Source organism: Clostridiaceae bacterium, assembly GCA_012840395.1.
Lineage (GTDB): Bacteria > Bacillota > Clostridia > Acetivibrionales > DULL01 > DULL01.
Window position 1 is genome coordinate 1 of the sequence record DULL01000071.1, and the last position, 24,658, is coordinate 24,658.

Annotated in this window: 26 protein-coding genes; 4 read left to right on the top strand and 22 right to left on the bottom strand. The window is 35.8% G+C overall.

Translation table 11 applies throughout. From position 1 onward, the window contains the following. Window positions 1–77: 77 nt before the first annotated feature. From GXX20_08785 to dgoD, 17 genes are all read right to left on the bottom strand, one after another. Window positions 78–734, bottom strand: a complete 657-nt coding sequence (locus tag GXX20_08785; GenBank protein HHW31750.1) for a stage III sporulation protein AF — start codon at window positions 732–734, stop codon at window positions 78–80. Window positions 735–747: 13 nt separating this feature from the next. After that, window positions 748–2,004 carry a stage III sporulation protein AE gene (gene spoIIIAE / locus GXX20_08790; GenBank protein ID HHW31751.1) on the bottom strand — a complete coding sequence of 419 codons (1,257 nt, stop codon included), beginning with the start codon at window positions 2,002–2,004 and terminating at the stop codon, window positions 748–750. A 38-nt stretch (window positions 2,005–2,042) separates the two neighbouring features. Next, window positions 2,043–2,429, bottom strand: a complete 387-nt coding sequence (gene spoIIIAD, locus GXX20_08795; GenBank protein HHW31752.1) for a stage III sporulation protein AD — start codon at window positions 2,427–2,429, stop codon at window positions 2,043–2,045. Between the two features lie 72 nt (window positions 2,430–2,501). Continuing rightward, window positions 2,502–2,696: a stage III sporulation protein AC gene (gene spoIIIAC / locus GXX20_08800; GenBank protein ID HHW31753.1), complete on the bottom strand. Its 195-nt coding sequence runs from the start codon at window positions 2,694–2,696 to the stop codon at window positions 2,502–2,504. Between the two features lie 11 nt (window positions 2,697–2,707). Further along, on the bottom strand, window positions 2,708–3,226 hold the full coding sequence (gene spoIIIAB, locus GXX20_08805; protein HHW31754.1) for a stage III sporulation protein AB: 519 nt from the start codon (window positions 3,224–3,226) through the stop codon (window positions 2,708–2,710). Between the two features lie 2 nt (window positions 3,227–3,228). Continuing rightward, window positions 3,229–4,242, bottom strand: coding sequence for a stage III sporulation protein AA (spoIIIAA, locus tag GXX20_08810; protein HHW31755.1), 1,014 nt, complete (start codon window positions 4,240–4,242; stop codon window positions 3,229–3,231). 200 nt (window positions 4,243–4,442) lie between these two features. Continuing rightward, window positions 4,443–5,705, bottom strand: coding sequence for a Glu/Leu/Phe/Val dehydrogenase (locus GXX20_08815; GenBank protein ID HHW31756.1), 1,263 nt, complete (start codon window positions 5,703–5,705; stop codon window positions 4,443–4,445). A 428-nt stretch (window positions 5,706–6,133) separates the two neighbouring features. Continuing rightward, on the bottom strand, window positions 6,134–7,417 hold the full coding sequence (locus GXX20_08820; protein ID HHW31757.1) for a M20 family metallopeptidase: 1,284 nt from the start codon (window positions 7,415–7,417) through the stop codon (window positions 6,134–6,136). Window positions 7,418–7,530: 113 nt separating this feature from the next. After that, the gene (locus tag GXX20_08825) at window positions 7,531–7,956 is read right to left on the bottom strand and encodes a hypothetical protein (protein ID HHW31758.1); all 426 of its coding nucleotides are present in this window, start codon (window positions 7,954–7,956) and stop codon (window positions 7,531–7,533) included. A gap of 76 nt (window positions 7,957–8,032) precedes the next feature. Continuing rightward, window positions 8,033–8,590 carry an elongation factor P gene (gene efp, locus GXX20_08830; protein HHW31759.1) on the bottom strand — a complete coding sequence of 186 codons (558 nt, stop codon included), beginning with the start codon at window positions 8,588–8,590 and terminating at the stop codon, window positions 8,033–8,035. A gap of 212 nt (window positions 8,591–8,802) precedes the next feature. Then, on the bottom strand, window positions 8,803–9,882 hold the full coding sequence (locus GXX20_08835; protein HHW31760.1) for an aminopeptidase P family protein: 1,080 nt from the start codon (window positions 9,880–9,882) through the stop codon (window positions 8,803–8,805). Between the two features lie 53 nt (window positions 9,883–9,935). Next, window positions 9,936–10,370 (bottom strand): type II 3-dehydroquinate dehydratase, encoded by a 435-nt coding sequence (aroQ, locus tag GXX20_08840; GenBank protein ID HHW31761.1) that lies wholly within the window; start codon window positions 10,368–10,370, stop codon window positions 9,936–9,938. 55 nt (window positions 10,371–10,425) lie between these two features. Further along, window positions 10,426–11,283, bottom strand: a complete 858-nt coding sequence (locus GXX20_08845; GenBank protein ID HHW31762.1) for a TIM barrel protein — start codon at window positions 11,281–11,283, stop codon at window positions 10,426–10,428. A gap of 178 nt (window positions 11,284–11,461) precedes the next feature. After that, window positions 11,462–12,238: a prepilin peptidase gene (locus tag GXX20_08850; GenBank protein ID HHW31763.1), complete on the bottom strand. Its 777-nt coding sequence runs from the start codon at window positions 12,236–12,238 to the stop codon at window positions 11,462–11,464. A 52-nt stretch (window positions 12,239–12,290) separates the two neighbouring features. Beyond that, window positions 12,291–13,169 carry a shikimate dehydrogenase gene (locus GXX20_08855; GenBank protein ID HHW31764.1) on the bottom strand — a complete coding sequence of 293 codons (879 nt, stop codon included), beginning with the start codon at window positions 13,167–13,169 and terminating at the stop codon, window positions 12,291–12,293. A gap of 118 nt (window positions 13,170–13,287) precedes the next feature. Continuing rightward, window positions 13,288–13,812, bottom strand: a complete 525-nt coding sequence (locus GXX20_08860) for a YqeG family HAD IIIA-type phosphatase (protein ID HHW31765.1) — start codon at window positions 13,810–13,812, stop codon at window positions 13,288–13,290. Window positions 13,813–13,963: 151 nt separating this feature from the next. Continuing rightward, complete coding sequence (gene dgoD / locus GXX20_08865; protein HHW31766.1) at window positions 13,964–15,112, bottom strand: galactonate dehydratase; 1,149 nt, start codon at window positions 15,110–15,112, stop codon at window positions 13,964–13,966. Between the two features lie 281 nt (window positions 15,113–15,393). Between dgoD and GXX20_08870 the strand changes: the two genes are divergently transcribed. Beyond that, window positions 15,394–16,461 carry a branched-chain amino acid aminotransferase gene (locus GXX20_08870; protein HHW31767.1) on the top strand — a complete coding sequence of 356 codons (1,068 nt, stop codon included), beginning with the start codon at window positions 15,394–15,396 and terminating at the stop codon, window positions 16,459–16,461. 164 nt (window positions 16,462–16,625) lie between these two features. Further along, window positions 16,626–17,870: a sporulation integral membrane protein YlbJ gene (locus tag GXX20_08875; protein HHW31768.1), complete on the top strand. Its 1,245-nt coding sequence runs from the start codon at window positions 16,626–16,628 to the stop codon at window positions 17,868–17,870. Between the two features lie 7 nt (window positions 17,871–17,877). On the opposite strand, the gene GXX20_08880 is transcribed toward GXX20_08875, so the two are convergent. From GXX20_08880 to recG, 4 genes are all read right to left on the bottom strand, one after another. Continuing rightward, window positions 17,878–18,315 (bottom strand): ATPase, encoded by a 438-nt coding sequence (locus GXX20_08880; GenBank protein HHW31769.1) that lies wholly within the window; start codon window positions 18,313–18,315, stop codon window positions 17,878–17,880. A gap of 51 nt (window positions 18,316–18,366) precedes the next feature. After that, complete coding sequence (coaD, locus tag GXX20_08885; protein HHW31770.1) at window positions 18,367–18,846, bottom strand: pantetheine-phosphate adenylyltransferase; 480 nt, start codon at window positions 18,844–18,846, stop codon at window positions 18,367–18,369. A gap of 5 nt (window positions 18,847–18,851) precedes the next feature. After that, a complete protein-coding gene (gene rsmD, locus GXX20_08890; GenBank protein HHW31771.1) occupies window positions 18,852–19,415 on the bottom strand; it encodes a 16S rRNA (guanine(966)-N(2))-methyltransferase RsmD in 564 nt (187 codons plus the stop codon). A 68-nt stretch (window positions 19,416–19,483) separates the two neighbouring features. Next, window positions 19,484–21,523 carry an ATP-dependent DNA helicase RecG gene (gene recG, locus GXX20_08895; protein HHW31772.1) on the bottom strand — a complete coding sequence of 680 codons (2,040 nt, stop codon included), beginning with the start codon at window positions 21,521–21,523 and terminating at the stop codon, window positions 19,484–19,486. Window positions 21,524–21,768: 245 nt separating this feature from the next. Here recG and GXX20_08900 point away from each other — a divergent pair, with 245 nt between their 5' ends. Beyond that, window positions 21,769–21,957 (top strand): 50S ribosomal protein L28, encoded by a 189-nt coding sequence (locus GXX20_08900; protein ID HHW31773.1) that lies wholly within the window; start codon window positions 21,769–21,771, stop codon window positions 21,955–21,957. Between the two features lie 372 nt (window positions 21,958–22,329). Continuing rightward, window positions 22,330–23,022: a hypothetical protein gene (locus GXX20_08905; GenBank protein HHW31774.1), complete on the top strand. Its 693-nt coding sequence runs from the start codon at window positions 22,330–22,332 to the stop codon at window positions 23,020–23,022. 417 nt (window positions 23,023–23,439) lie between these two features. Here GXX20_08905 and GXX20_08910 read toward each other — a convergent pair whose 3' ends face one another. Beyond that, window positions 23,440–24,507, bottom strand: coding sequence for a CapA family protein (locus GXX20_08910; GenBank protein HHW31775.1), 1,068 nt, complete (start codon window positions 24,505–24,507; stop codon window positions 23,440–23,442). Window positions 24,508–24,658: the final 151 nt, after the last annotated feature.

The window sequence follows — 24,658 nt, forward strand, 5'->3', positions numbered from 1 at the left end:
CCAGCTATTTTATGTCTACTACGCATAGGTGGTCTTGTTGTTATGCCTTTTTTGCTGCCAGGAGTTTTAGGAAATTTTTAAAGATTTTTTCTTAAAAACTCTTGACTTTTATTAGCTGGTCTTTTTTCTACCGAAATTATGATGTCCTCACTGTCTATTTCGAGAAGTCTACTGATTATTTCCTCAACCTGATCCTTTATTTTTTCATTAACAATCTGTTCTTCATCAAAGTCTTCACTATCCTTTATTTCAATTCTTTCAACACGAAAAATGTTGCCCCTGCTATTACCGGCTTCTTCTTCAATATTAAATTTGATAAATACCTTCTTTATTTCTCCAAAGGTATTCGATGTATAATCTTCATCAATTAGAATTTCAGCTTCAATATTTGATATCCCATCTACTTTCTCTAATCTTTGTACAATATTATCCGTCAGCTTTTTCTTATATACTTCTGATACCTGTTTCATCTGTTCTTCTTCCATTATCTTGCTATTATATTCAAGTTCCTTTTCATTAATTACTTTACTGTTAATTATTTGGAAATCTTCAAGTTTTCTACTGTCCAGGGCATTTCCTGCAAAAGGCTCAATAAGTACAATTATAAGAATGAAACCAGATACCAGATTAATAAATTTCTTCAGTTTGCCTGAAGGAATAAGAATTTCCAGCAATACCAGGAACATGACCAGGGTAATGATATTAAGTACCCAGCCTTTGAGGAATTCTACCACCTATCCACCTCCTTTACCTTATCATGGTACTTATATTACCTGCTGCGATTATTGCAGTTACAGAAATAATAAACATGAATGCTACAGATACTATAAGTCCGATTATGTATGTGAGAGAACTGCTTATTTCATCGATGCATTTGGTTATTCTTTTCTCTGAAACAGGCTCTATCAGTACACAGGTTATCTTGTACAAAAAGATTAATGCTGTGATTTTTAATATTGGAACCAAACATATAGCCACAATAACTGCCATCACTGCAACACCAGCTGCATTCTTTATAACAAGCGCACACCCTATGACCGTCTCAGCTGCATCTGCAAGGTACTTTCCTGCTACCGGAACAAATGTGCTTATTGCGAACTTGGCAGTTTTTCCTGTCACACCATCTACAATTGCACCAACAGATCCCTGGATAGTAATTATACCAATAAAAACTGTCAGAATCAGTCCTAGAATCGCAGTTGTTACCTGTTTTATTGTACCTGTAAGTTTGGATAGCTGAACCTTTTCTGAAATATTGCCTATAAGCGCCAATATTGTTGATAATAGAATTACCGGCATAAGCACAGATTTAATAATTGTAGCAACTGCTCCGATAATACCAAATACTATAGGCTGGAAAACCCCTCCGGCAGTTATGTTTCCTCCTGAAACAAGTAATGTTATCAAAACAGGCATAGTAGCATACATAAAATTAACCATGTTCTCAACAATAGCTGTGGCAAGATTAAGGCAGGAATAAAAACTTTCTACCATAATAGATACAATTACAATGTAACAAGCAAAAAAAGCCAGTTCTCCAACACTCTCACTAAGAAATGATGTCTGCAGGTTCTTTAGCAAAGCGCACAATACTGCCAGAATGATTACCTGAGCCATAATATTTATATTTGAATATATTTCACGAAATAAGTATCTGGAAATGCTGTTCAACAACCCAATAAAGCTAAATTTGAAATTACCTCTGGCACCTTCACGAAAAATATCTACAGGATCGAAATCTTCTATAATTTCACCTGTTTCATCATCGGTATACTGTTTTAAGTATTTTTCCAGTTCTTTATATTTATCTTGCTTTAATTGCTCTTCTATAATCTCCTGATTGTCTGTTTCGGATTCATTCTCTTCTCCAGCCGCTTGGGATGATAAAGGCATTAGAATTGCTTGCAGGTATAAAACTATCAGAAGAGCAACCATTAAGTTAATTGGCCTTTTTTTATTAGATCCCTTCTCTAATTTTCTCTTTATATATCTTTTGTATCTCACAGTTTCTTCCTCCAAAAGAAGTACTTTATTTTACTCATTTACGGCAATATCTTCGCTATGAGATCTAATAATGAAGCTATTATAGGAAATGCCAGTGCCGCAATAATCAGTTTCCCTGCAAGCTCAATCTTTGCAGCTATGGAGGCTTCTCCTGCGTCTTTACAAACTTCAGCGCCGAATTCCGCTATGTACGCAATGCCTATTATCTTGAAGAGTGTGCTTATATACCTCGTATCAATGCTCACTTTTTCTGTAAAAGTATTTAATAGTTCAAGAATTGCAGATAATTTTGAAACCGAGAGAATGAATATTGCAATTCCTACCACAATGCTTATCAGGACAGCGATTTCAGGTCTTTCTTTCTTTATAAGCATGATCAGTATCGTGGCAATAACACCCAAACTAACGATTTGCAATATTTCCATTTATAGCCTCCATTATCCAGAAAAATATACACTCATGCTGCTTAACAATGGCAATTAGAAAAGTAATGTGACTTAGAAATTAAACAGAGTCTTTATAGTATCAAATAGTTTTACAATTTCCTTAATTACTAAAGTTAGTACAATAACAATACCTGCTATTGTTACCATGGTTGCGTGCTCATCACGCCCTGATCTGCTAAGAACCTGGTTTAATACTGATACCAGTATACCAATAGCCGCAATTCTGAATATCAAGTCAATTCCCATTTTTATTCCCCTTACAAAAGTACTATTACTATAGCTAAACCACCTAATAATCCAAGCTTTCTGTACAAAGACTCATTTTTCTTTCTCATTTCTTCAGCCTTTTCTTCCTGAATTTTCAGCCTGCTTATTAAATGTCTGATATTACTGATTTGTCCGTCTTTGTCGGTACTTCCCAGGATGTTTCCGAATTGCAAAAGTATCTCCTGGTCTTCATTATTTAAAGAAGTGTTTTTTATATTGTCTCTTACTGCTTTTTCCCATGCTTCTTTTGCGCCATACCCTCCAGAGCTCTCAAGATTTTTTATTGTTTCTATGAAGAATTCTCTAACTTCACTATTTGAGGTCTTGTAAAGTTTTTCAAAAGCACTGGCTAATACGCTTGATAAGAATCTTATTTCATTCTCAAAAATCTGCATGAGAATCTGCAATTCCCTAAGTTGCGCAGGTCTCCTGGAATATTCCCTGGATATGGAGTAACCTAATATGGAGGATGAAGCAATTATCATGATACTTGCCAGAAATTTAAGCATGCTTAATGACCCCTTTTGTAAATAATATGCATAGTTGAACCATCAATTACTTCTTCCAATGTTCCAGGTCCATTGGCATTACTCAGTACAATGAATCTTTCAAATGCTTTTTCCTCAATCAGACTCAATACCTCCCGCCTGCTCTTTAATTCAGAAATATTAAATCCATGGGCCGAAGCCAGGATTTTAACGCCTGCATTAAGTACTGATATTATTGCCTCCTTGTCACCATAGCCTCCTATTTCATCAGTTATTATTACCTGCGGTGACATAGCCCTGATCATCATAACCATTCCTATGGATTTAGGGCAGCCATCCAGAACGTCGCTTTGTACGCCTATATCATGCTGAGGTAATCCTTTGAAGCAAGCGGCTATTTCCGACCTTTCATCTACTATCCCGATTTTCAATCCCGGAATACCTTTCTCAGGGCAACCTTCGCTAAGCAGTCTTGCCATATCTCTCAGCATCGTTGTCTTACCGCATTGAGGGGGTGAAACTATCAATGTATTAAATATACTGTTACTCCCGTTCAATACATATTTAATTACTTCAGTTGAACAACCAGGAACCTCCTTTGAAATTCTTATATTTAGTCCTGAAATATCTTTTATATTTTTTACATAACCATCTTCCATTACAGTTTTACCCGCTATTCCAACCCTATGTCCACCTTTAAGGGTAATATAGCCTCTTCGGATCTCCTCCTGATAAGCATAAACAGAGTTTTCAGTTATTAGTTCAAGAGTTTTTATTATTTCATTCTGTTCAACAACATATGAGCCCTTGTCCATTCTGCTGAGAGTACCATCTGCACTCACAAACCAACTGCCGCCATAATTTTGGACCATCAGGGGGCGTCCGGCTCTAAGTCTTATCTCTTCCATTAATCTTAAACGCTGAATACCCACATTTTGCAGTACTTTTCGTATTTCCGGAGAAATAAACTGGAGTATATCTCTTTCAATATTTCTTGCCCCAGGGATAAATAATGTTCTTTTATCTTTAGCTATCATTTTCAACCTCAAACCAAACTTTATTTTCTTAGAATATTAATATTTATCTTTGTCCATTTTTATGACAACAAAAAAGCCGTAAGTTAAATTTAACTCACGGCTTTTCACACGGGAAGCACGGGGACGGTTCTTCTGCTTCCGTTTTGACGGAAGCAGAAGAACCGTCCCCGTGCTTCTCCCAGCTCTTTGTGCTGTTAGAATTATAAAAATACTCCACGATATTTCCTTGCTTTTACTACTCTATCAATTGCAACAATGTATGCGCCCATTCTCAGGGATACTTTTTCTTCCTCAGCCTTATTCCATACACTGGCAAAAGCTTTCTTCATTATATGCTCAAGCTTGCTGTTTACTTCTTCTTCACTCCAAGCCAGATTCTGGATGTTTTGTACCCATTCAAAGTACGAAACAACAACGCCACCAGCGTTAGCAAGGATGTCAGGCACTACCTTTATTCCTCTTTCTTCAAGAACTTTATCGCCCTCAACTGTAGTAGGTCCGTTTGCTCCTTCTACAATAACCTTAGCTTTAAGTTTTGAAGCAATATCCTCGTTTATTTGATTTTCCAATGCAGCCGGCACAAGAACATCAACATCGGCTGTCAATAATTCTTCATTACTAATGCGGTGTGCTCCTTCAACTTCATAGTCCTTCAACAGTTTTCCTCTATTGCTGCTCAGGAATTTGCAAACTGCATCAATATCAAATCCGTCCTCTTTATACATTCCGCCGGATACATCTGAAATTGCTACAATCTTAAATCCTTCTCTGTATAAAAGCTTTGCCGCATTGCTTCCTACATTACCCATTCCTTGAATTGCCACCCTTGTCCCTTTGGCAGGCATTCCAAGCCTGGCCAGGATTTCTTTAACAGTAATCATTATGCCTCTTCCGGTTGCCTCTCCTCTTCCTAAAGAACCACCTATTTCAATAGGTTTCCCTGTTACTACTCCACATGCTGCATAACCGTTGATAGTACTGTATGTATCCATTATCCATCCCATAACCTCTGGATTTGAACCAACATCAGGTGCAGGAATATCTTTTTCAGGTCCGATTATCGGAGCAATGGCTGCAGTATATTTTCTTGTGAGTCTTTCCAATTCACCCCTTGATAATTCATAAGGATTAACCTTAATCGCACCCTTTGCGCCACCAAAAGGAATATTGACTACTGCACATTTAAAAGTCATCCAGGCTGCCAGAGCCTTTACTTCATCAAGGTTAACATCCTGATGGTAGCGGATGCCACCCTTACCTGGACCTCTTATAGTAGAGTGCTGTATTCTATAACCGTCAAATACTTTAACACTACCATCGTCCATTTTTATTGGCAGCGATACCTTGAGCTCTCTTTCAGGATACTTGATTTCAATATAATCATTTTCTTCAAGATTAAGCTTTCTTGCTGCTTTTTCGAGCACTTCCAGCATATTTTCATATGGATTATACTCTTTGCTCATTTTATACCCCCCAAATTGATAAGTTAAATAATAGTCGTACAAAAACTACAGAAATACCTGTATTCCTGCAGTTAATAAAATATATTCCAATTGTTCTCCCTTAATTTGAACAGAGTACTAATGGTGTAAACTAATTAAAATTGCATACAAAAAAGAGAAAACAAATGTGAGACAATATCATCAAATTTGTTTATATACACAATGAAGAATTTTAGATATAAGATATATTACCAATTTTTTTGAATTCCATGGCAACACCTCGATTTATTAAATTATATCACAAGGTTACTGCTTATTCTATATAAATATTATAAATTTGTGAAAAATTATACAAAAATACCGAATTTTTTTCATAAAAAAAGCTATGCATTCCAAATATGGAATGTATAGCTTATGGAATGTATAGCTCAAGAAGTTGTTCATTCTTCTCAATATTCCAGTAAAAATACCCCGACAATCTTAGCTAACCTAACCAATTCATCACAATCTATAAACTCATCTGTCTGGTGCGCTCCTCCATATTCGTCAAAATCCCTTCCTATGCCAAAGCTTATGGCACGAGGGCTCCCATATTTTATAAAAAGTGAAAGATCTGACAAGCAAGAACCGCAAACAGTAAGTGGTCCGTTTCCAATCTTTTCAGACACCTCATTAAGCAGTTTTATAACAGGATTATTATCTTGGGAGGGTGCGTAATGGAAAAATCTAGTAGTTGGTTTTATTTCTACCAGTTCCAATCCCAAAGCATCAAGTTTTGGCTTAAGAACTTCTTTCATTAATTTAAACTCTTCCTGAATCTCTTTTTCTGTCTTTGTCGTATAAAACACAACATTAATATAGCCAACATCCAGGTCATTTCCAGCCTTGCCCGCAGTAAACTCCATTATCCTCATGGAAGTATCAGGAATAACAGTTCCGGTATAATGGGGATCTGCAGATATTTCTTGCAGACGTCTCTCCTTAAATTTAAAAAATTCTTCTTTTACCAGAAAAAGCCCATCAGCAACAACTGCACATGAATCCACAGGTGTCTTTGATCGTACTGTAGCTTTTACAACCTGGCCTCCGATCGCACAATTCCATATTTCAAATTTTTTACAATCCATATTTAAGTAGTCATCGCAGGGATATTTAAGGCAAGAAGCAAGTGCGCCGTTACCTCCGCCGTGCTCTTCATCTGAATAAGCTGTAAAGAACAAATCATAGTCAAGGATAATTCCTAAATCCTTTAATAGTCTCATTAGAAAAATGGCAACAGCAATACCATATTTGTCATCACAAGCACCTCTCCCCCAAATACGCCCGTCACGGATTATTCCTCCCAAGGGTGGAACACTCCATTTTGATTCATCCCCAACAGGCATGGTATCAGAATGTGCCGCAAGCATAAGCTTTCTTTTAGGTTCTTTACTTTGACCGGCCGCCAAATAATTCCCAGGAATCCAGGCAGTAACATTAGGCCGGTTATGTAACGATCTTCCAGGCAGATAATCAGGATGTGAAGTCATTCCTTCTACCGAGTCCGGAGAATATAAATCTGCCTGGACTCCCATGTCTTGAAATAGTTTAAGAATGTACTGCGCACATTCTAGTTCGTTTCCATAGGAACCAAAGTTTTCAGAATTTGTTTGGATTAGTTTAGAAAGTATATTAAAAAGTTCATCTTTCCGCTCTTCAATTGCGTTAATTAATTTTTCATGTAAATCGTTCATGATACACCAACCTATTCCTAATTTTGGGGCATAAAAGCATGAAAGCATGGGGACGGTTCTTCTGCTTCCGTCAAAACAGAAGCAGAAGAACCGTCCCCATGCTTCAAAATGTATTATTCTTCATCGTCACTGCTATATTCTTCACAGCAGCAATCATCATGATCAATCTCTATTTCACCGTCACATTCAGGACACCGCAGGGTATTATCATCTTCAAGCATGTCTTCATAAACGTCAAATTTCTCTTTACAATGCGGGCATTCTATCTCTCCGATGTATTCAACATCGTCTTCTTCATCTTCATTCTCATCTTCATAGTCTTCAAACACAATAGTCTCGAGTTCTGCAAGATCTTCATCAATACTATCAATATGTTCACTCATTTCATCCTGAGTTTCCTGCAAATAATCAATCTCACCAGCTATATCATCTAAAACTTCAATTATTGCTTTAAGTAACTTACCTTCGTTTGTTGCATCTCCTATCTGCATACCGTCAGCAAGGCCTTTTAAGTATGATACTCTCTCCTTAATAAACATTCTCAAGCACCTCCCATTATCTATATTATAGTCTTAATTCTCTTACCATTATACTATTTCCCATATAATATAAATCTTATACTCTTTCAATATACTCTCCGGTTCTTGTATCTATCCTTATTATGTCTCCTTCATTTACAAACAACGGAACTTTTATGGTGGCACCTGTTTCTACAGTTGCAGGCTTTGTAGTTCCGGTAGCTGTGTCTCCCTTGAAACCAGGTTCGGTATGAGTAACTTCCAGTTCTACAAAAGTGGGAGGCTCAATTCCAAAAATATTACCTTTATATGAGAGTATTTTTACTATCATATTTTCTTTGACAAATTTTAAGTGATCTCCAATCTGCTCAGAACTTAGAGGCAACTGTTCGAAGGTTTCTGTATCCATAAAATAATATAATTCACCATCATTATACAGATATTGCATATCCCTTCTATCTATATGAGCTTTGGGCATTTTATCGGTAGGAGCAAATGTTTTTTCAATTGTAGCACCAGTAACAATGTTTTTCAGCTTGGTTCTTACGAAAGCTGCTCCTTTTCCTGGCTTTACATGTTGAAATTCTACAACCTGATATACCTGTCCATCCATATCAAAAGTAATTCCGTTTTTAAATTCTCCTGCAGATATCATTTAAATGTTCCTCCTTTATAAAAAAATAAACAAATTAAATTTAACCAACCAATTAAGCAAATCACACTAAATTATAACCAATTACTACAAAATTATATAAATTATATTAGATTAAAAACAGCCTAATATCAAGTACATTATTAATATATGTTAATTATATCCTTTCAAATTTATGTTGAATAGTGTTTTACCAAGTATTTTGCAGTGTTTTTTTATAGTATTATCATCTCTTTTGTTGCTCCTGTTAAAACTATAGGTGAGTTATCATTAATTACAATCATATCCTCTATCCTCACTCCACCCAGGCCGGTTATATATATGCCAGGTTCAACGGTCACAACCATTCCGTTTTCCATTTCTGTATTTCCTGCATAGGGTGAAAATCTTGGTTCCTCATGTATTTCAAGGCCTACCCCATGGCCAAGGCCATGACCGAAATTTTCTCCATAGCCTGCTTTTGTAATAATATCTCTTGCAATATAATCTACTTCCGAACCTTTCATGCCTTTGGCTGCTTTTTCCAATGATTTTTGTTGAGCTTCTAATACAATAGAATATATATTTCTTAGCTCTTCATCTGCTTTACCTAAAAAAAATGTACGGGTTATGTCGGAACAATATCCTTTATATAAAGCTCCATAGTCTAAAGTAACAACATCTCCAAACTCCAACTTTTTTTCTGAAGCAACTCCGTGAGGCATCGCTGCGCGCTTTCCTGATGCGACTATAATATCAAAAGATGCACTGGCAGCACCCTGTTTTCTCATAAAGTATTCAATCTCAGCAGCTACTTCTATCTCAGCCATTCCGGGCTTGATAAATTTAAGTATATAAGCGTATGCATTATCAGCTATTTCAACTGCTTTTTTTATAGTATTTATTTCTTCCTGATCTTTTATAATTCTTAAGTTTTCCAATATACCATTAAGTGGTACCAACTCCATATTCCCTAATTTTTCTTTGTATTCCATTAATCTGCCAAAAGGTATGGCCATTTCTTCAAAACCCAGTGTTTTTATATTTCTGTCCAGCAGAATATTAGAAACAAAGTCTGACAATGTACCTGAATACTTAATAACCTGAAAATCAGGTGACTGTTTTTCCGCCTGCTCTACATATCTGAAATCCGTCACAAGCAAAGCTTCATCTTTAGTAATAATCAAATTGGCGGAAGTACCTGTAAAACCGGATAAGTAAAAATAATTTTCACGCTTTGTTACCAATACGGCATCCAGGTTTTTTTGAATCATCTTTTCTCTCAGTTTCTTTAACCTGTTTTCAATATGAAGCATTCTTTGTCTTCTCCTTCCAAATCATATGAATAAAAATCATTTAAACACTATACTTAATCGGCGAATAATTTGCAGGCATGAACTGCAAGAATATAGCTCCCGACTCCGAATCCACTAATCTGTCCTTTGCATACAGGTGAAATAACAGACTTGCTTCTAAATTCCTCTCTGTTATATATATTTGACATATGAACTTCAATAACTGGTATATCAACTGCTTTAACAGCATCCCTGATTGCAATGCTGTAATGAGTGTAGGCACCTGCATTTAGAATAACTGCGAAATATTCCTCCCTGGCTTTATGTATCAGGTCAATAATGTCACCCTCATGGTTGGATTGAAAGAAATCAACACTAAACCCTATTTTATTCGCTTCCTGCCGCACCATTTCTTCTATATCTTTCAGAGTTGCAGAACCATAAACATCTCTTTCCCTTGTTCCAAGAAGATTTAGATTTGGGCCGTTTATTACAAGGATTTTTTTCATAAATATTTCATCACCCACTTTTTCTAACTCGTATTATATTAATCTAAAAAACATTTTACATTTTATTTAATAAGTTTTCATATATTTTTTTCATCTTGAGAGCATCCTCTGCCATGAAATCTCTTGATTCACAAATAATTACCGGCTCCATTTTCTTCTTAATCAAAACCACTGCCAGATGTTCAAACTCAGGACCATACTGGGTATCTTCCATTGTCCAGTGTTTTTTTTCTCCTCCTTGTGAATATTCCACACGGCTAAAATGTATATGCAACCTTTTCATTCTCTCTGTTCCCAATTCATTTCCTATATAATCTATAATATTTTCAAAGTCCCGGGGAGTATTCAGTGAGCCCATTCCTCTGGCATGAATATGTCCAAAATCAATAGTTGGAATTAGTCTTTCATCTATTTTGCACATCTCCACAATTTCTTCAATGGTACCGAGCTGGTTTACCTTGCCAAGAACCTCAGGGCAAATGGTAATATGAGAAAGGCCCATGGAATCAGCCTCTTTTATAGTATCTCTCAGAACCTGTATTGCCAGTTCCAAGGCAAACCTTCTATCCATTTTTGTACATGATCCTGTATGGACTACCACCCTTTCTGCCTGCATCCAGTTGGCAACTTTCATGGTATCAAGAATATAATTCTTGGAATTAGTGCGTTTGCTCTCCTCCTGGCTTGAAAGGTTTATATAGTAAGGAGCATGAATACTAATGAATACATTGTTTTTTAATGCTTCTTCTCCTATTGCCTTTGCGGTAGATTCTCTTATATTCACACCTCTGTTACACTGGTATTCATAGGCGTTAAGACCCATGCCGGCAAGCCAGCCGGGCATCTGCAGAGACGATTTAAAGCCTTGGTCATAAAAACTTTGTGAATTCCCCGAGGGGCCAAATCTTATCATCTTTTTCTCCCTTCATCAATATTTACAATTATTATACATTTTGTTTTCAACAAATATTAGTTTTCTATAAATTTATGTCTTATCATGTCCGGATGGAACAATCTCTTCCATATAATTCTTCAGTTCCATCACGGCACTCCCGGCCTTTCTAAATAACCCATATACTTTTAAATTATCCCTAAAATAGAATACCTAAATACCATTTTAAAATGTCCCATCCCCATAAAAGCGTTACAAAAGTACCTGTTACAATGAAAGGTCCAAAAGCTATCGTGCTTTTCCTGTTCTTAACCCTGAAGATAATAAGAATGAAACTAGTGAATCCTCCAAGAAAGATTGACACCAGGAGAGCAACTATTGTCATTTTCCATCCCAGGAAAAAACCTATAGGTATGAATATCTTTACATCTCCCATACCTATGGCTTGATCAGTTTTATAAAACAATAATGCCGTCAGAGATGTCAAAAATAGAATACCCGAACCTGTTACTGCTCCAAGAATAGGGTTCCACCATTTCCTGTCACCGAATATTATAACAGGTTGGAACAGATTATATATAAACAAAAAAAATCCACCTGCCAAACCTGCCAGAACAAGTTTATCAGGTATTATTTTTTTATCGATATCTATAAATAGTACAACCAGTAGTATGCCCATTATATATATACATGCAAAAAAGTCAATACTAAGCCCATATTTTAAATATAAGAGCATATATGTCAAACCTGTCAGCAATTCTACCAAAATGCTTCTTATTCTGCATTCGGTATAAAATTTACAGTTTCGGTTTCTGGTAATTAAATGTTTAATTGAATCTACTATTGACTGATTCCTGGGAATGCTGTAAATGCATATATTCAAAAATGAGCCTACAAAAAGCCCTGCAATAAATATTAAAATAACCACGGCTATATTAGCAGTTGTAAAATTAACAGTGTAAATATTATTATTCATTATCTTTACAACACAAATATAAATTCTTCTAAAAAGTTATATATTCAAGTAGTTATATATATTTCAATAACAAATCCTGAACTTGTTCTGAAAGTGTGCTGGGTATTTTTGTATCCGTCCATATTTCATATGCTTGTATGCCTTGCGATATCAGCATTCCAAAACCATTAACTATGGTACAGCCACATTCTTCGGCTCTTGCAAGAAATAATGTTTTTCTTGGATTGTATATTACATCAAAAACTATCTGGTTTTTAGAAAATCTGAAATCCTTATTTAAAGGAGTTCTTTCTGTGTCCGGATACATCCCTAATGGAGTTGTGTTAACCAATATGTCTGCTTCAGACAGGGCTAATGTACTTTCCTTACTGTCCAGATTAACAGCCAGGGCAACATTCCCTATTTTATCATTTATCCTACTTGCTATTTCCTCTGCTTTTTGCAAGGTTCTGTTTATTATATATATTTTTCTGGATTCTTCAAGAGCAATTTTAACTGCAAGAGCTCTTGCCGTTCCTCCTGCTCCAATAATAGCAACGGTTTTGTCTTTAAATGTTGCCTTTGCCTCTTTGGTAAAGGACTGAACAAATCCCCTGGCATCGGTATTAAAACCAAATAATTTTCCTTCAATATTTTTAACTGTATTCACAGATCCCATAAGTTCAGCTTCTTCAGTTATCTCATCAAGATAGCTTATAATACTTTCTTTGTACGGGATAGTCACATTAAATCCAAGAACATTCAGACATTTTAGCCCTTTTACCGCACATCCCAGGTCACTTCCTTCAACTTTAAAAGGCACATAAATTATATTCAATCCCAGTTGCCTGCTTAAAGTATTATGAAGCTGAGGTGATATTGAATGCTCAATAGGATTTCCTATTATGCCAATTACTCTTGTTTTACCTGTAACCATGCTTTCAATGTCCATATTATACCACCCTTTAACCAGCTTCGGTTAAACTATCCATTAACTTATTAATAGTTTGTCAATAAATTTCTTTAGTCGGAACATTTACTAATAATCCACATAAAGATCTGACTAATAATTAATACTTATACAACTTTGCGGAACGCATCCTATAATCATGGTATTTTTTTAATATATATTTTTCAGGCCATCTTTTTAATTTAACAAAGAAAAATTCTTTTTTATGTAATGGCTTAACAAGTATGGTTAACATACCAAGCCTGTTTCCTCCATAAATATCTGTAAAAATCTGATCTCCTACTACTGCAGTCTCCTCAGGTTTTGTGCCCATTAGTACCATTGCTCTTTTATAAGCTCCCAGAAAGGGTTTTACCGCCCTGTGAATTGCATATACTTTTAATTTTTCATTAAATTTTTCTACCCTTTTTTTCGTTGCGTTAGATACAATACATATTTCAAATCCATTTTCCTTTAATCTTTCTATCCATTGAAATGCCTTGTCATCTGCTTCTGATACATGTGACGGAACCAGAGTATTGTCAATGTCCAAAATTAATCCCTTTATATTCTTCTTTTTTAACATGTCCAGATCTATATCCTGTACCTTGTCTAAATACGCATCTGGGAAAAAAATTTCTACCATTAAATACCTCCAGTAAATCTATTATATAGCGCAATGCACCTATAAAAGACTATAATCATAATGTAATTATGATTATAATAACAAATCATCAATATTATATCAATGCTTGAATAATCTTATTCCGGAGCATATAATCCTCCCGAGATCGTAGCTACCATTCTGCCACAACTCCATCAAAGGTACGCCATACCGGATTCTTCCAGTTGTGGCCGATCTTTGCCATCTCTTTCACTTTTTCTTCGTTCACAGTAATACCAAGGCCGGGCTTCATAAGTTTGCTTACATATCCCTGTTTGTATTCAAAAACTCCAGGATCTTCTAAATAATCAAGCAGATCTGCACCCTGATTATAATGAATTTCCAGGCTTTGTTCCTGAATAAAGGCATTTGGAGTACAGAAATCCAATTGGAGGCAAGCGGCCAATGCAATTGGACCTAACGGGCAGTGCGGAGCTACTGCAACATCGTAGGCCTCAGCCATCGCAGCTATTTTCTTTACTTCAAGGATACCTCCGGCATGGCTCAAATCAGGCTGAATTATATCTACTCCACCTGCATGCAGCATGTTTTTAAAGCCCCATCGCGTATAATTTCTTTCTCCTGTTGCTATGGGTATGCAGGTATGTCTTCGAAGCTCAGCGAAAACTTCCTCATTTTCTGTAAGTACTGGCTCTTCAACAAACATTAACTTGTAGGGTTCCAGTTCTTTCATCAACACTCGCGCCATAGCCTTATGTACACGTCCATGGAAATCTACTGCTATGTCCAGGCCGTATCCTACTTCATCTCTTATGGCACCTACCCGGTCAAGAACTTCCTGGACTTTTTTAAAGTTATCAATCCATGCAACTTCTTCGGTTGCGTTCATTTTTATGGCTGTATATCCCTGACTGAGCTTTTCTTTTGCAGCTTCAGCTACATTGGAAGGCCTGTCTCCACCAATCCAGCAGTATACTCTTACTTTATCCCTTACTGAACCTCCCAGCAGTTCGTAGACAGGTACATTTAAATATTTCCCTTTAATATCCCAAAGTGCTTGTTCAATACCAGAAATGGCACTGCACAAAATAGGGCCTCCACGATAAAAAGCACCGCGGTATAAAACCTGCCATATATCTTCAATATCATTTGCGTTTCTACCAATGACATATTCTTTCATTTCCTCTACAGCAGCCGCTACAGTATCTGCTTTCCCCTCGACAATAGGTTCTCCCCAGCCAACTAAGCCTGATTCTGTTGTGATTTTGAGAAACAGCCACCTTGGAGGCACTTTAAAAAGTTCCATAGTTTTAATCTTCACACTAATCCACCTGCTATTCTTAAAATTTAACTTTACATCATAATAACATGATACTTGAATTTATATGCAAAGTCTATTATTATTCTTGTACATAATTATCATGTTAATATATTATTTATTAAATAATCCATGTCATATTTTATTTTTTGTCATTCAATACTAGATTTTTGCTTTTAAAAGTAGCATAATAAATATAATTATATTATGTATTTATATACATTAATGAATTTTTTTATAATATTTATAATATTATTCTAGACTGTGAAAGGAGTTATATAATAATGTCTTTAAAGATAAGCATTCAAAAAACAAGTTCTCCAAAAGAAAAACCTGACCAGAATAAGCTAGGATTTGGAAAATATTTTACAGACCATATGTTCATTATGGATTATACAGAAGGAAAAGGATGGCATGATGCCAGAATAGTTCCTTATGGACCCTTAGAAGTAAATCCTGCTATTTCAGTTATTCACTATGGACAAGCAATTTTTGAAGGTCTTAAAGCTTACAGGACAAAAGAAGGAAAAATCTTACTGTTCAGACCATGGGAAAATATGAAAAGAATGAATGCAAGTGCTGACAGATTATGTATGCCGCAAATTGATGTTGATGGTGCTGTTGAAGCTATAAAAACTCTCGTGAATATTGATAAGGATTGGATTCCAACTGCAGAAGGCACTTCTTTGTACATAAGGCCGTTTATGTTTTCAACAGATCCCTATCTTGGAGTAAAACCTTCTTTAACTTATAAGTTTGTTATAATTCTGTCCCCTGTTGGCGCTTATTATCCCCAGGGAATCAATCCGGTAAGCATATATGTAGAAAATGAATATGTACGTGCAGTAAGAGGCGGAACAGGTGCAGCAAAAGCAGGAGGAAATTATGCTGCCAGTCTTAAGGCGCAAGCTATTGCTGAGAAAAAAGGTTACATCCAGGTTCTGTGGCTTGATGGTGTGGAAAGAAAATATGTTGAGGAAGTCGGATCAATGAATGTATTTTTCAAGATTGATGGAGAAGTTGTAACTCCGGCTCTTCAGGGAAGTATTTTACCTGGAATTACCAGGGCTTCATGCATTGAACTTCTAAAAAGCTTTGGCATAAAAGTTACGGAAAGAAAGATATCCGCACAGGAGTTATTTGATGCCCATGCCGAGGGAAAACTGGAAGAAGCTTTCGGTACCGGTACTGCCGCTGTTATTTCACCAATTGGAGAATTAAACTGGAACAACAATAAAATTATTATAAACGACGGCAAAATAGGCCAAATCTCCAAAAAGCTTTATGATACACTTACAGGTATCCAGTATGGTGTCCTGGAGGACAAATTTAACTGGACAGTTGAGGTATAACCTGAGAACAAGGATGAGAACAAAGGTGAAGCAAGGGGACGGTTCTTATGCTTCCACGGCTATGGAAGCATAAGAACCGTCCCCTTGCTTCTAAATTCTTATCATATTTTTTTATTTATCTAATAGAATTCTTATAGAAATAATTATAATCATAAAAAAGGGTTTTGGCATTGAAGGTTAAAAAGCCCATCTGGGTGTTATACTTAGATCAACTGTTATTACCTTTAATATGTATATTATTTATATTATTACTGATGTCTTTTTCCAAAACGGCAGTTGTATCAGCCTCTGAAGGACTGAGTCTCTGGATCAATATTGTATTCCCTTCCCTCTTTCCTTTTTTTGTAGCATCCTATGTATTAAACAGCACAGGTTTCATGAAAGCAGCAGGAGTGTTATTTGAACCTATAATGTGGCCTCTTTTTAAAATACCGGGCTGCGGATCTTTTGCTTTCGCTATGGGAATAACCTCCGGTTATCCCATGGGTGCTGTAGTGACTACTGGATTATATGAGCAAGGTCTGCTTACAAAAAATCAGGCTGAAAGGCTTTTGGCTTTTACCAACAACTCCGGTCCATTATTTATTATAGGTGCGGTCGCAACTGGAATGCTTGGGAAAGCAGGATTAGGCATATACCTGCTAGTTTGCCATGTTGCAGCATCACTTACCGTGGGTATAATTCTCAGATTTTTCAGGGACAGGGATGATCCCGGTAATAAGTCCGGCTCAAAAATAATAAAAAAATTTAAGAGAGAATTGTTTTCCACTGGGAAATCCAGAACAAATATAGGTATATTATTTGGTGATGCGGTTAAAAACTCAATTATGACCCTGTTTACCATTGGAGGATTCATAATTCTTTTTTCAGTAATTATTAACTTGCTGATAGAAACAGGATTTATAGAAAAAATTTCTGTAATAATATCAACGTTACTAAAACCACTCAAAATTGATACCAGTTCTATAATTCCGGTTATCAGCGGTTTTTTTGAAATTACTACAGGAGTTAATACAGCCAGTAAAACATTTTTTGGAAACCTTGCCCAGCAACTTTCTGTTATAAGCTTTATCATCGGATGGGCAGGACTTTCAGTGCATTTTCAGGTATTTAGCATTATCAGTAGAACTAATCTTTCATTAAAGCCTTATTTGTTCGGAAAGCTTCTCCATGGAATATTTTCAGCTACTTATGCCTGGGCTGGCATAAAAATTTTAGGATTTCCTGTTGAACAAATAAAAGAGGTATTTGGGCAGGAATACTCTGATGGTACAATCAACTGGTATTTAAGTATAATGTCATCCTGCAAATACCTTTTTATTACTTTAGCGGTTATTGGGACCATAATTATATTGTCTTGCCTGTTTAAGCCGGCCTATCCCAGAACAAAGCTAAAGAGCAGGGTATAGAACTGACTTATTTTAATTCTTGCCTGTTCATCCTTATCACGTTCAGTGCATCATTAAGTATCTTTTCTACATTATTAAGCATTTCATCAGCATATTCTTTGGTACCCAGCCTGATTTCCCTTGCACCTTTCTGTGCATTGGCAATAATCTCTTCAGCTTGCTCATATGCTTTTCTGGTAATTTCATGTTCATCAACAAGGGCAGCCAGTTTTTCTTCAGCCTGCTTCTGATATTCACTTGCTTCTTTCTGTGCTTCCAACAGAATTCTCTGTCTTTCTTCTGTTATCCATTTTGCCTGTTTGATGTCGTCAGGAAGTTTAAGCCTGATTTCTTTAATTATCTCTAACAATTCTTCCTTGTCTACAAGAGATTTGCCTGAGAATGGCAGGGTTATACTCCTTTCAACAACATCCTCCAATGTTTCAAGAATTGATAATATTTCCATTGCTTTCCCTCCCCGTTTTCATCACACAGAATAAACGCCGTCATATTCATATTATTTTGTAAATTTTTCCATTACCATATCTATAATACAATCCGGAACCAGTCCTTCAATATTGCCTCCTAATCTGGCCAGTTCCCTGACTGCACTTGAGCTTAAAAATGAGTAATTTATATTGGTCATCATAAACATGGTCTCAATATTAGAATCTAAACTCTTGTTCAGTAGAGCCATCTGGAATTCATACTCAAAATCAGACACAGCTCTTAAACCTTTAATAATTACACTGGCTCCCTTCATTCTTGCAAAATCTATCAGGAGACCTGAAAAGCTATCCACTTCAATGTTTTTTCTTCCTTCAAATACTTTATTTATTAATTTTAGCCTTTCATCCAAAGTAAACACAGGTACTTTGCTTTTATTGACAAGTACAGCCACTATAACCTTGTCAAACATTTTGGCTGCTCTTTCAATTATATCAACATGTCCATTTGTTATGGGATCAAAACTCCCAGGGCATACACAGATTTTCAACTTCATTACCGTCCTGTTCTGTAAAATGTTATAGCCGTATCTCCATATTTTCTGCTATCTTTAATACTTAAGCAATTTATTTCTTCTGGCAATTTGTGCCGACTATCATGCTCAGCCACAATTATGCCATCTTCATTTAAAATACCGCTTTTTGTAATTTCAGCAATAGTATCCTCCAGGACACCGGATTGATAAGGAGGATCCAAAAATATTATGTCAAATTTCCTGTTTTTATCTTTCAGTTTTTTAATTACACTTAAAGCTTGTCCGGTAATTACCTCACCTTTAGTTTCAAGCTTTGTGTGTTTCAGGTTTTCCATGATTATCCTTGAACACTCACGGTCTTTGTCAACAAACACTGCAAACCTGGCCCCTCTGCTTAAAGCTTCAATACCAAGGTTTCCGGTTCCTGCATATAAATCCAATATATCCGAATCAATTACAGAGGCTGACAAAATGTTGAAAATGGATCCTTTTATCTTGTCAGATGTGGGCCTTGTGGAAGTTCCCTTCGGTGTTATTAACTTATGTCCTTTTGCAGTTCCTGAGATTACCCGTAAAATATAAATACCTCCGTGAGTATTGCATTATTCTGCTAATAGTTTATAATGTTATTTTATATTATGTACCCTATTTGTCAATAATAGAATTCCTGAAATAGGAAGCTAAAATTCTTTAAAGCCGGGTCATGCCTTATTATTTCTCCCGCTGCCTCCTGAACTTTTTTAAGAATATCCAGATCCTTGTACAAATTTGCTATTTTCAAGTCAGGAAGGCCATGTTGCCTGGTCCCCATAAATTCTCCCGGGCCCCTTAGTTTCAAATCTTTTTCTGAAATCAAAAAGCCGTCATTGGTCTTCTGCATTATTTTCATTCTCTCCAATGCAACAGAAGATTTGCTCCTGTTATATAAAATGCAATAAGACTGATGAGTTCCTCTTCCCACTCTCCCTCTTAGCTGATGAAGTTGGGCAAGTCCGAACCGTTCAGCATTTTCAATAACCATTATTGTTGCATTGGGCACGTTTACTCCTACCTCAATTACAGTGGTTGAAATCAATATATTTATACTTCCCTCTACAAATTTTTTCATAACTGATTCTTTTTCATCAGGTTTCATTTTTCCATGGACAAGACCAACCTTTAGTCCAGAAAATTCTTTTGCTGATACTCTTTCTGCCAGTTGAACGGCAGAAGTTCCTTCTATAACTTCAGATTCTTCAACCAAAGGGCACACAATATATACTTGCCGCCCTTCCATCACATTTTTCCGGATAAAACTGTTAACCCTGTCTCTCATGGAATCATCAACCACATATGTTTTTACAGGTATTCTTCCGGGAGGAAGTTCGTTAATTATTGAAATATCCATATCACCGTAAAGAATCAGGGCGAGAGTGCGTGGTATTGGTGTTGCAGTCATTACTAATACATCAGGGTTATTTCCCTTTTGAGAAAGTACAGCCCTTTGTCTTACTCCAAAACGATGCTGTTCGTCAGTTACGACTAATCCAAGATTATTAAAAACTACCCTGTCCTCCAGCAAAGCATGGGTACCAATTACCACATCCAACTCCCCTGTTTCAATTTTATCAAGAATTTCAGCCCTTTCTTTTTTCCCTGTACTTCCTGTTAACAAAGCAATACTTATACCTGTTTGGGATAAAAGTTCATTAACCGATTTAAAATGCTGTTCAGCAAGGATTTCTGTCGGAACCAGCAGTGCTCCCTGATATCCGCTTTTAGCAGCTTTATATAAAGCTGCCATAGCTATTACAGTTTTACCTGAGCCTACATCACCCTGTATCAGCCTGTTCATCACCTTTGGACTTTCCATATCACCTATTACTTCATCAAGAACTTTTTTTTGGGAATTAGTCAGTTTGAAGGGCAAAATGCCGCAGAAATCCTCAATATCTATATCCTTGCTGAACTCAATACCTTTACTGGTATTAAGCTTATTCTTTATATAATACAGTCCAAGCTGAAGCCTCAACAGTTCTTCAAAAACCAGCCTGTACCTTGCATGCCTGAAATCCTCATCACTTTTGGGAAAATGTATATTTTCAACAGCATACTGAATATGACATAGATTATATTTTTTTCTTATCCAATCAGGTATTGAATCAACCAGCTCATGAGCTGCCACTTCAAGTGCTTCCCTGATAATTGATCTTAAGACATTCTGGGTAAGTTTCGCAGTAGTTGGATAAACAGGCACTATTCTGCATACTTTTTCCATACTGCCATTATTATTTAATTTTTCGTACACAGGATTTTGTACGGTAATTGTATTATAATTTTTGCTTATCTTTCCGAAAAAAATATATTTTTCGCCTACCCGGAACACATTTTTTAAAAAACTCTGATTAAACCATACTGCTGTGATGGAGGCATTTTCTTCTTTTATTAGTACCTTTTGAATTGTCATTCCTCTTCTTGGCCTGCTTTCAATAACAGTTGAAGCAATTATTCCTTTAAAGCCGGCCATTTCACCATCTTCCAGTTCTCTGATTTCCTTGATCCGGCTTCTGTCTTCATAGTCCCTGGGATAGTATGTAATAAGATCTTCTATAGTAAATATGCCCAATTTGTTCAGCAGGGCGGCTCTGGAATTCCCGACGCCTTTAATTTGCGTTACAGGTTCTTTAAGTATACTTATTTTATCTTCCTCCATTTACTATTTGTATGATAAAACTTATAATACTGTTATTATTTTATATTAATTATATCCATTTTACCAGGATGACAAAAAACATGTACCATCCATAAAATGTGATTATAGTGAAAATTGCTATAAAAACCCTTGCAGAGTTAATTAATAATATGTTAAAATGGTTATTGTTTTATGAGATTATACATTAATAATTAATATTTAGTAAAGTTTAGTTTCCCCGAGTTGCTCGAAGGAGGTGCAGATAAATGGCAAAATGTGATATATGCAGCAAGAAAACTATTTTTGGAAACAATGTAAGTCACTCTGTTAGAAGGACAAATAGATCCTGGAAACCTAATGTCAGGAAGGTCAGAGTCATTGAAAATGGTACAGCTAAGTCTTTAAATGTTTGTACAAGTTGTTTGCGTTCTAATAAGGTAACAAGGGCTATATAAGAGTTTTCTCTTATATGTCTATAATATTTAAGCAACATAAAAAAGCGTTAAAACGCTTTTTTTATGTTGCTTAAATATTATAATTATTCATTATTCATTCTAAGTATTTTTTTAAGCATCTTCCCAATAATCCCCGGCATTCTTATTATTACAACCTTCATGCGCTACTCCCCCTCATTTAGATAGTTAGCATTAAATAATATATTTTTATATCTTCCCACTCCCATTATATTCCTCACACAGTTTTTGGTTACAAAAATTCACAATTCTCCCAAGCTCTTAGGTGAAAAATTCATGTGACGGAAGTATTAAAACCTGGATCTATGAAATATGATTATAAAGAGAATAATAAACTATAAGGTGGTCATTGGTTTGTATATTATAATAATAAGACAATTTAAAAAGAAAATATTTATTTTGACTTCCCTTTTACTACTATTTTTTTTATCCTATTACATGCTTGATCTGTTCTTAACCAGATTTATGATACTGAATATTACAATTAATGATTACTTAACATTTTCTTATCCTCTTAAATACCAGGTAGGCAGCATATATGTGAATGATCAACTAAAAAATGTAGATCTGGTTGTAAATTACACTTATAAAAAACCTGACACAATAAAATTTTCAAATTATAAATCATTAAAAGGAAAATTCAGTTTTAACTATCCCTCCGCTTTTTCCCTGGACGAAAAATATTTCTCGGGCAGTGATATCCTTTATCATATAGATTTTTTTAATAAAAGAGAAAACACCCATGGTTTTATCCAGGTATGGAATCAGCCTTATTCTCTTGAAGAGTTTCTGAAAAATTCTAAAGAAACTTCTCATCTCAATTTTATTGAGTTTACTTCAAAAGAGGTTCATATTAACAACAATCCCGGATTCTACTGGGATTATGCTGTGAAAACCGATGAAGGAAGAGAGTTCAAAGGATCAGAAGTTTTCTTTAAAAAAGATGATCTAATGTACAGAATTAGCTACTTTACTCCCCTGGATAAATGGAACAAAAAAAATTCAGAAATATTCTGGAGTATTGTAAAATCCTTTAAAACGTACTAATACTTTAATATTATTAATACTTTATTTCAAGTTTTATATTTAAAAAATATTAAGGTTTGCTTAGAATGTTAATACATATTAATGTTAAGACTTATTATTATTGGCATAATAATCACATAAATAATTAATGGCACAACGGCTGCATTCTGGGTTTCTGGCGTTATACACCGCCCTTCCATGGTATATCTGTGGTTACAATATTTACCCTTTCATCTGATCACTGGACAGCCAGCTGACTTTAACAGTAGGAAATACATATGGACGATCCTTGTCCGAACCGTTCACATGTATCCTCTCACCACTATGATAATAGACCACACCCATATGAAATTAAGCAACCATATTCAATTGTTGCTATTATATAACAACATGCAACTCAAACATTTCTTGAGAATTTGACATGAAAAAAGGCAAAACCTATATGTCCAGTTTTACCCTATACATGCCATTAATCCATTCAATTTTAGTGCCGAACACAGATGACTCATAAGCAATTCGTTCTATAATAGATTTACTTCTCTCCTTGTCTGCAACTGCAGGAAACCTTCTAAATTCATTTGGTACATCCGATACACCATTGCGGTCAACCAATACTATAGGGATAAGCTGAAGCTCTTTAACTTTGCAGTTTTCTAAAATAACGTCTATAATACATCCTTCCCATACTTCTTCATTAAACCAACATTTAAGGGAAAGGTGAAAAATAAAATTGCCCGCGCTGTAAAAAATTGGTTTGTTCTTATATATCTCAATTGCACACATACTGGGAAGTCCATGGCAAATAACAGCTGAAGCACCTGCGTCAACTGCTTTTCTTGTAAAGTCCTGTTTCCATTGAAGGATATGTTTCCACTCTTCTGGCCAATGCTTCTCATAAGTTATATCTTTCCACTCCACATGCCAGAAATGCTCATGAAGAGATACAAAAACATAGTCAGCTTCATTTGAAGCTTTTCTAATAGCTTCTAAATTACGTTCAACATCATCCGTATTAAGGTGAATAACAGTACTGCTTTCTCTGACGCCCCGCAGAGGATTAACACCTGGTTTTCCGTTAACTCCCGCAATTGCATCCTTTGTTTGAAGATTGGCGGTATCCATAGCTATTAGAGCAATTTTACAGCCAGATACCTCTATATATGAAGGCTGTGTCGCTTCTTCCAGTGTGCGTCCTGTGCCGGCTGTACAGAACCCCATGCTTTCAGCACATTCCTTTGTAAACATCATATTGTCTATGCCCGTTTCAGCTGCATGGTTATTTGCCAAAGATAAAAGATTAAATCCCATCCATTTTAAATCATCAAGTGGTCCAGAACCTGAACCAGGTGATATATTTCCCTCAAAATTAGTGAAAGCCAGATCAGATTTCTGGATGTGTTCAATCAAGGACAGATAACTAGGATTTTTACTACTATTCTTCATTTCATCTTCAATTAGTGACTGTCCTGTTACTGTAAAACGTAGCGGTTTCTCTTTTCCTCTCATAAATGCCCCTCCCTTAATTTGTTTCGTAGTGTCAAAAATTTTAATATAATTTTGATGTAAAAGTATATATTTCACTGGCCTTCACCAGTTACTTTCGTATCCCCCCTGAAATTTGGAAATTATTCAGGTTTCTTTTTTTAGATCCTTCAGC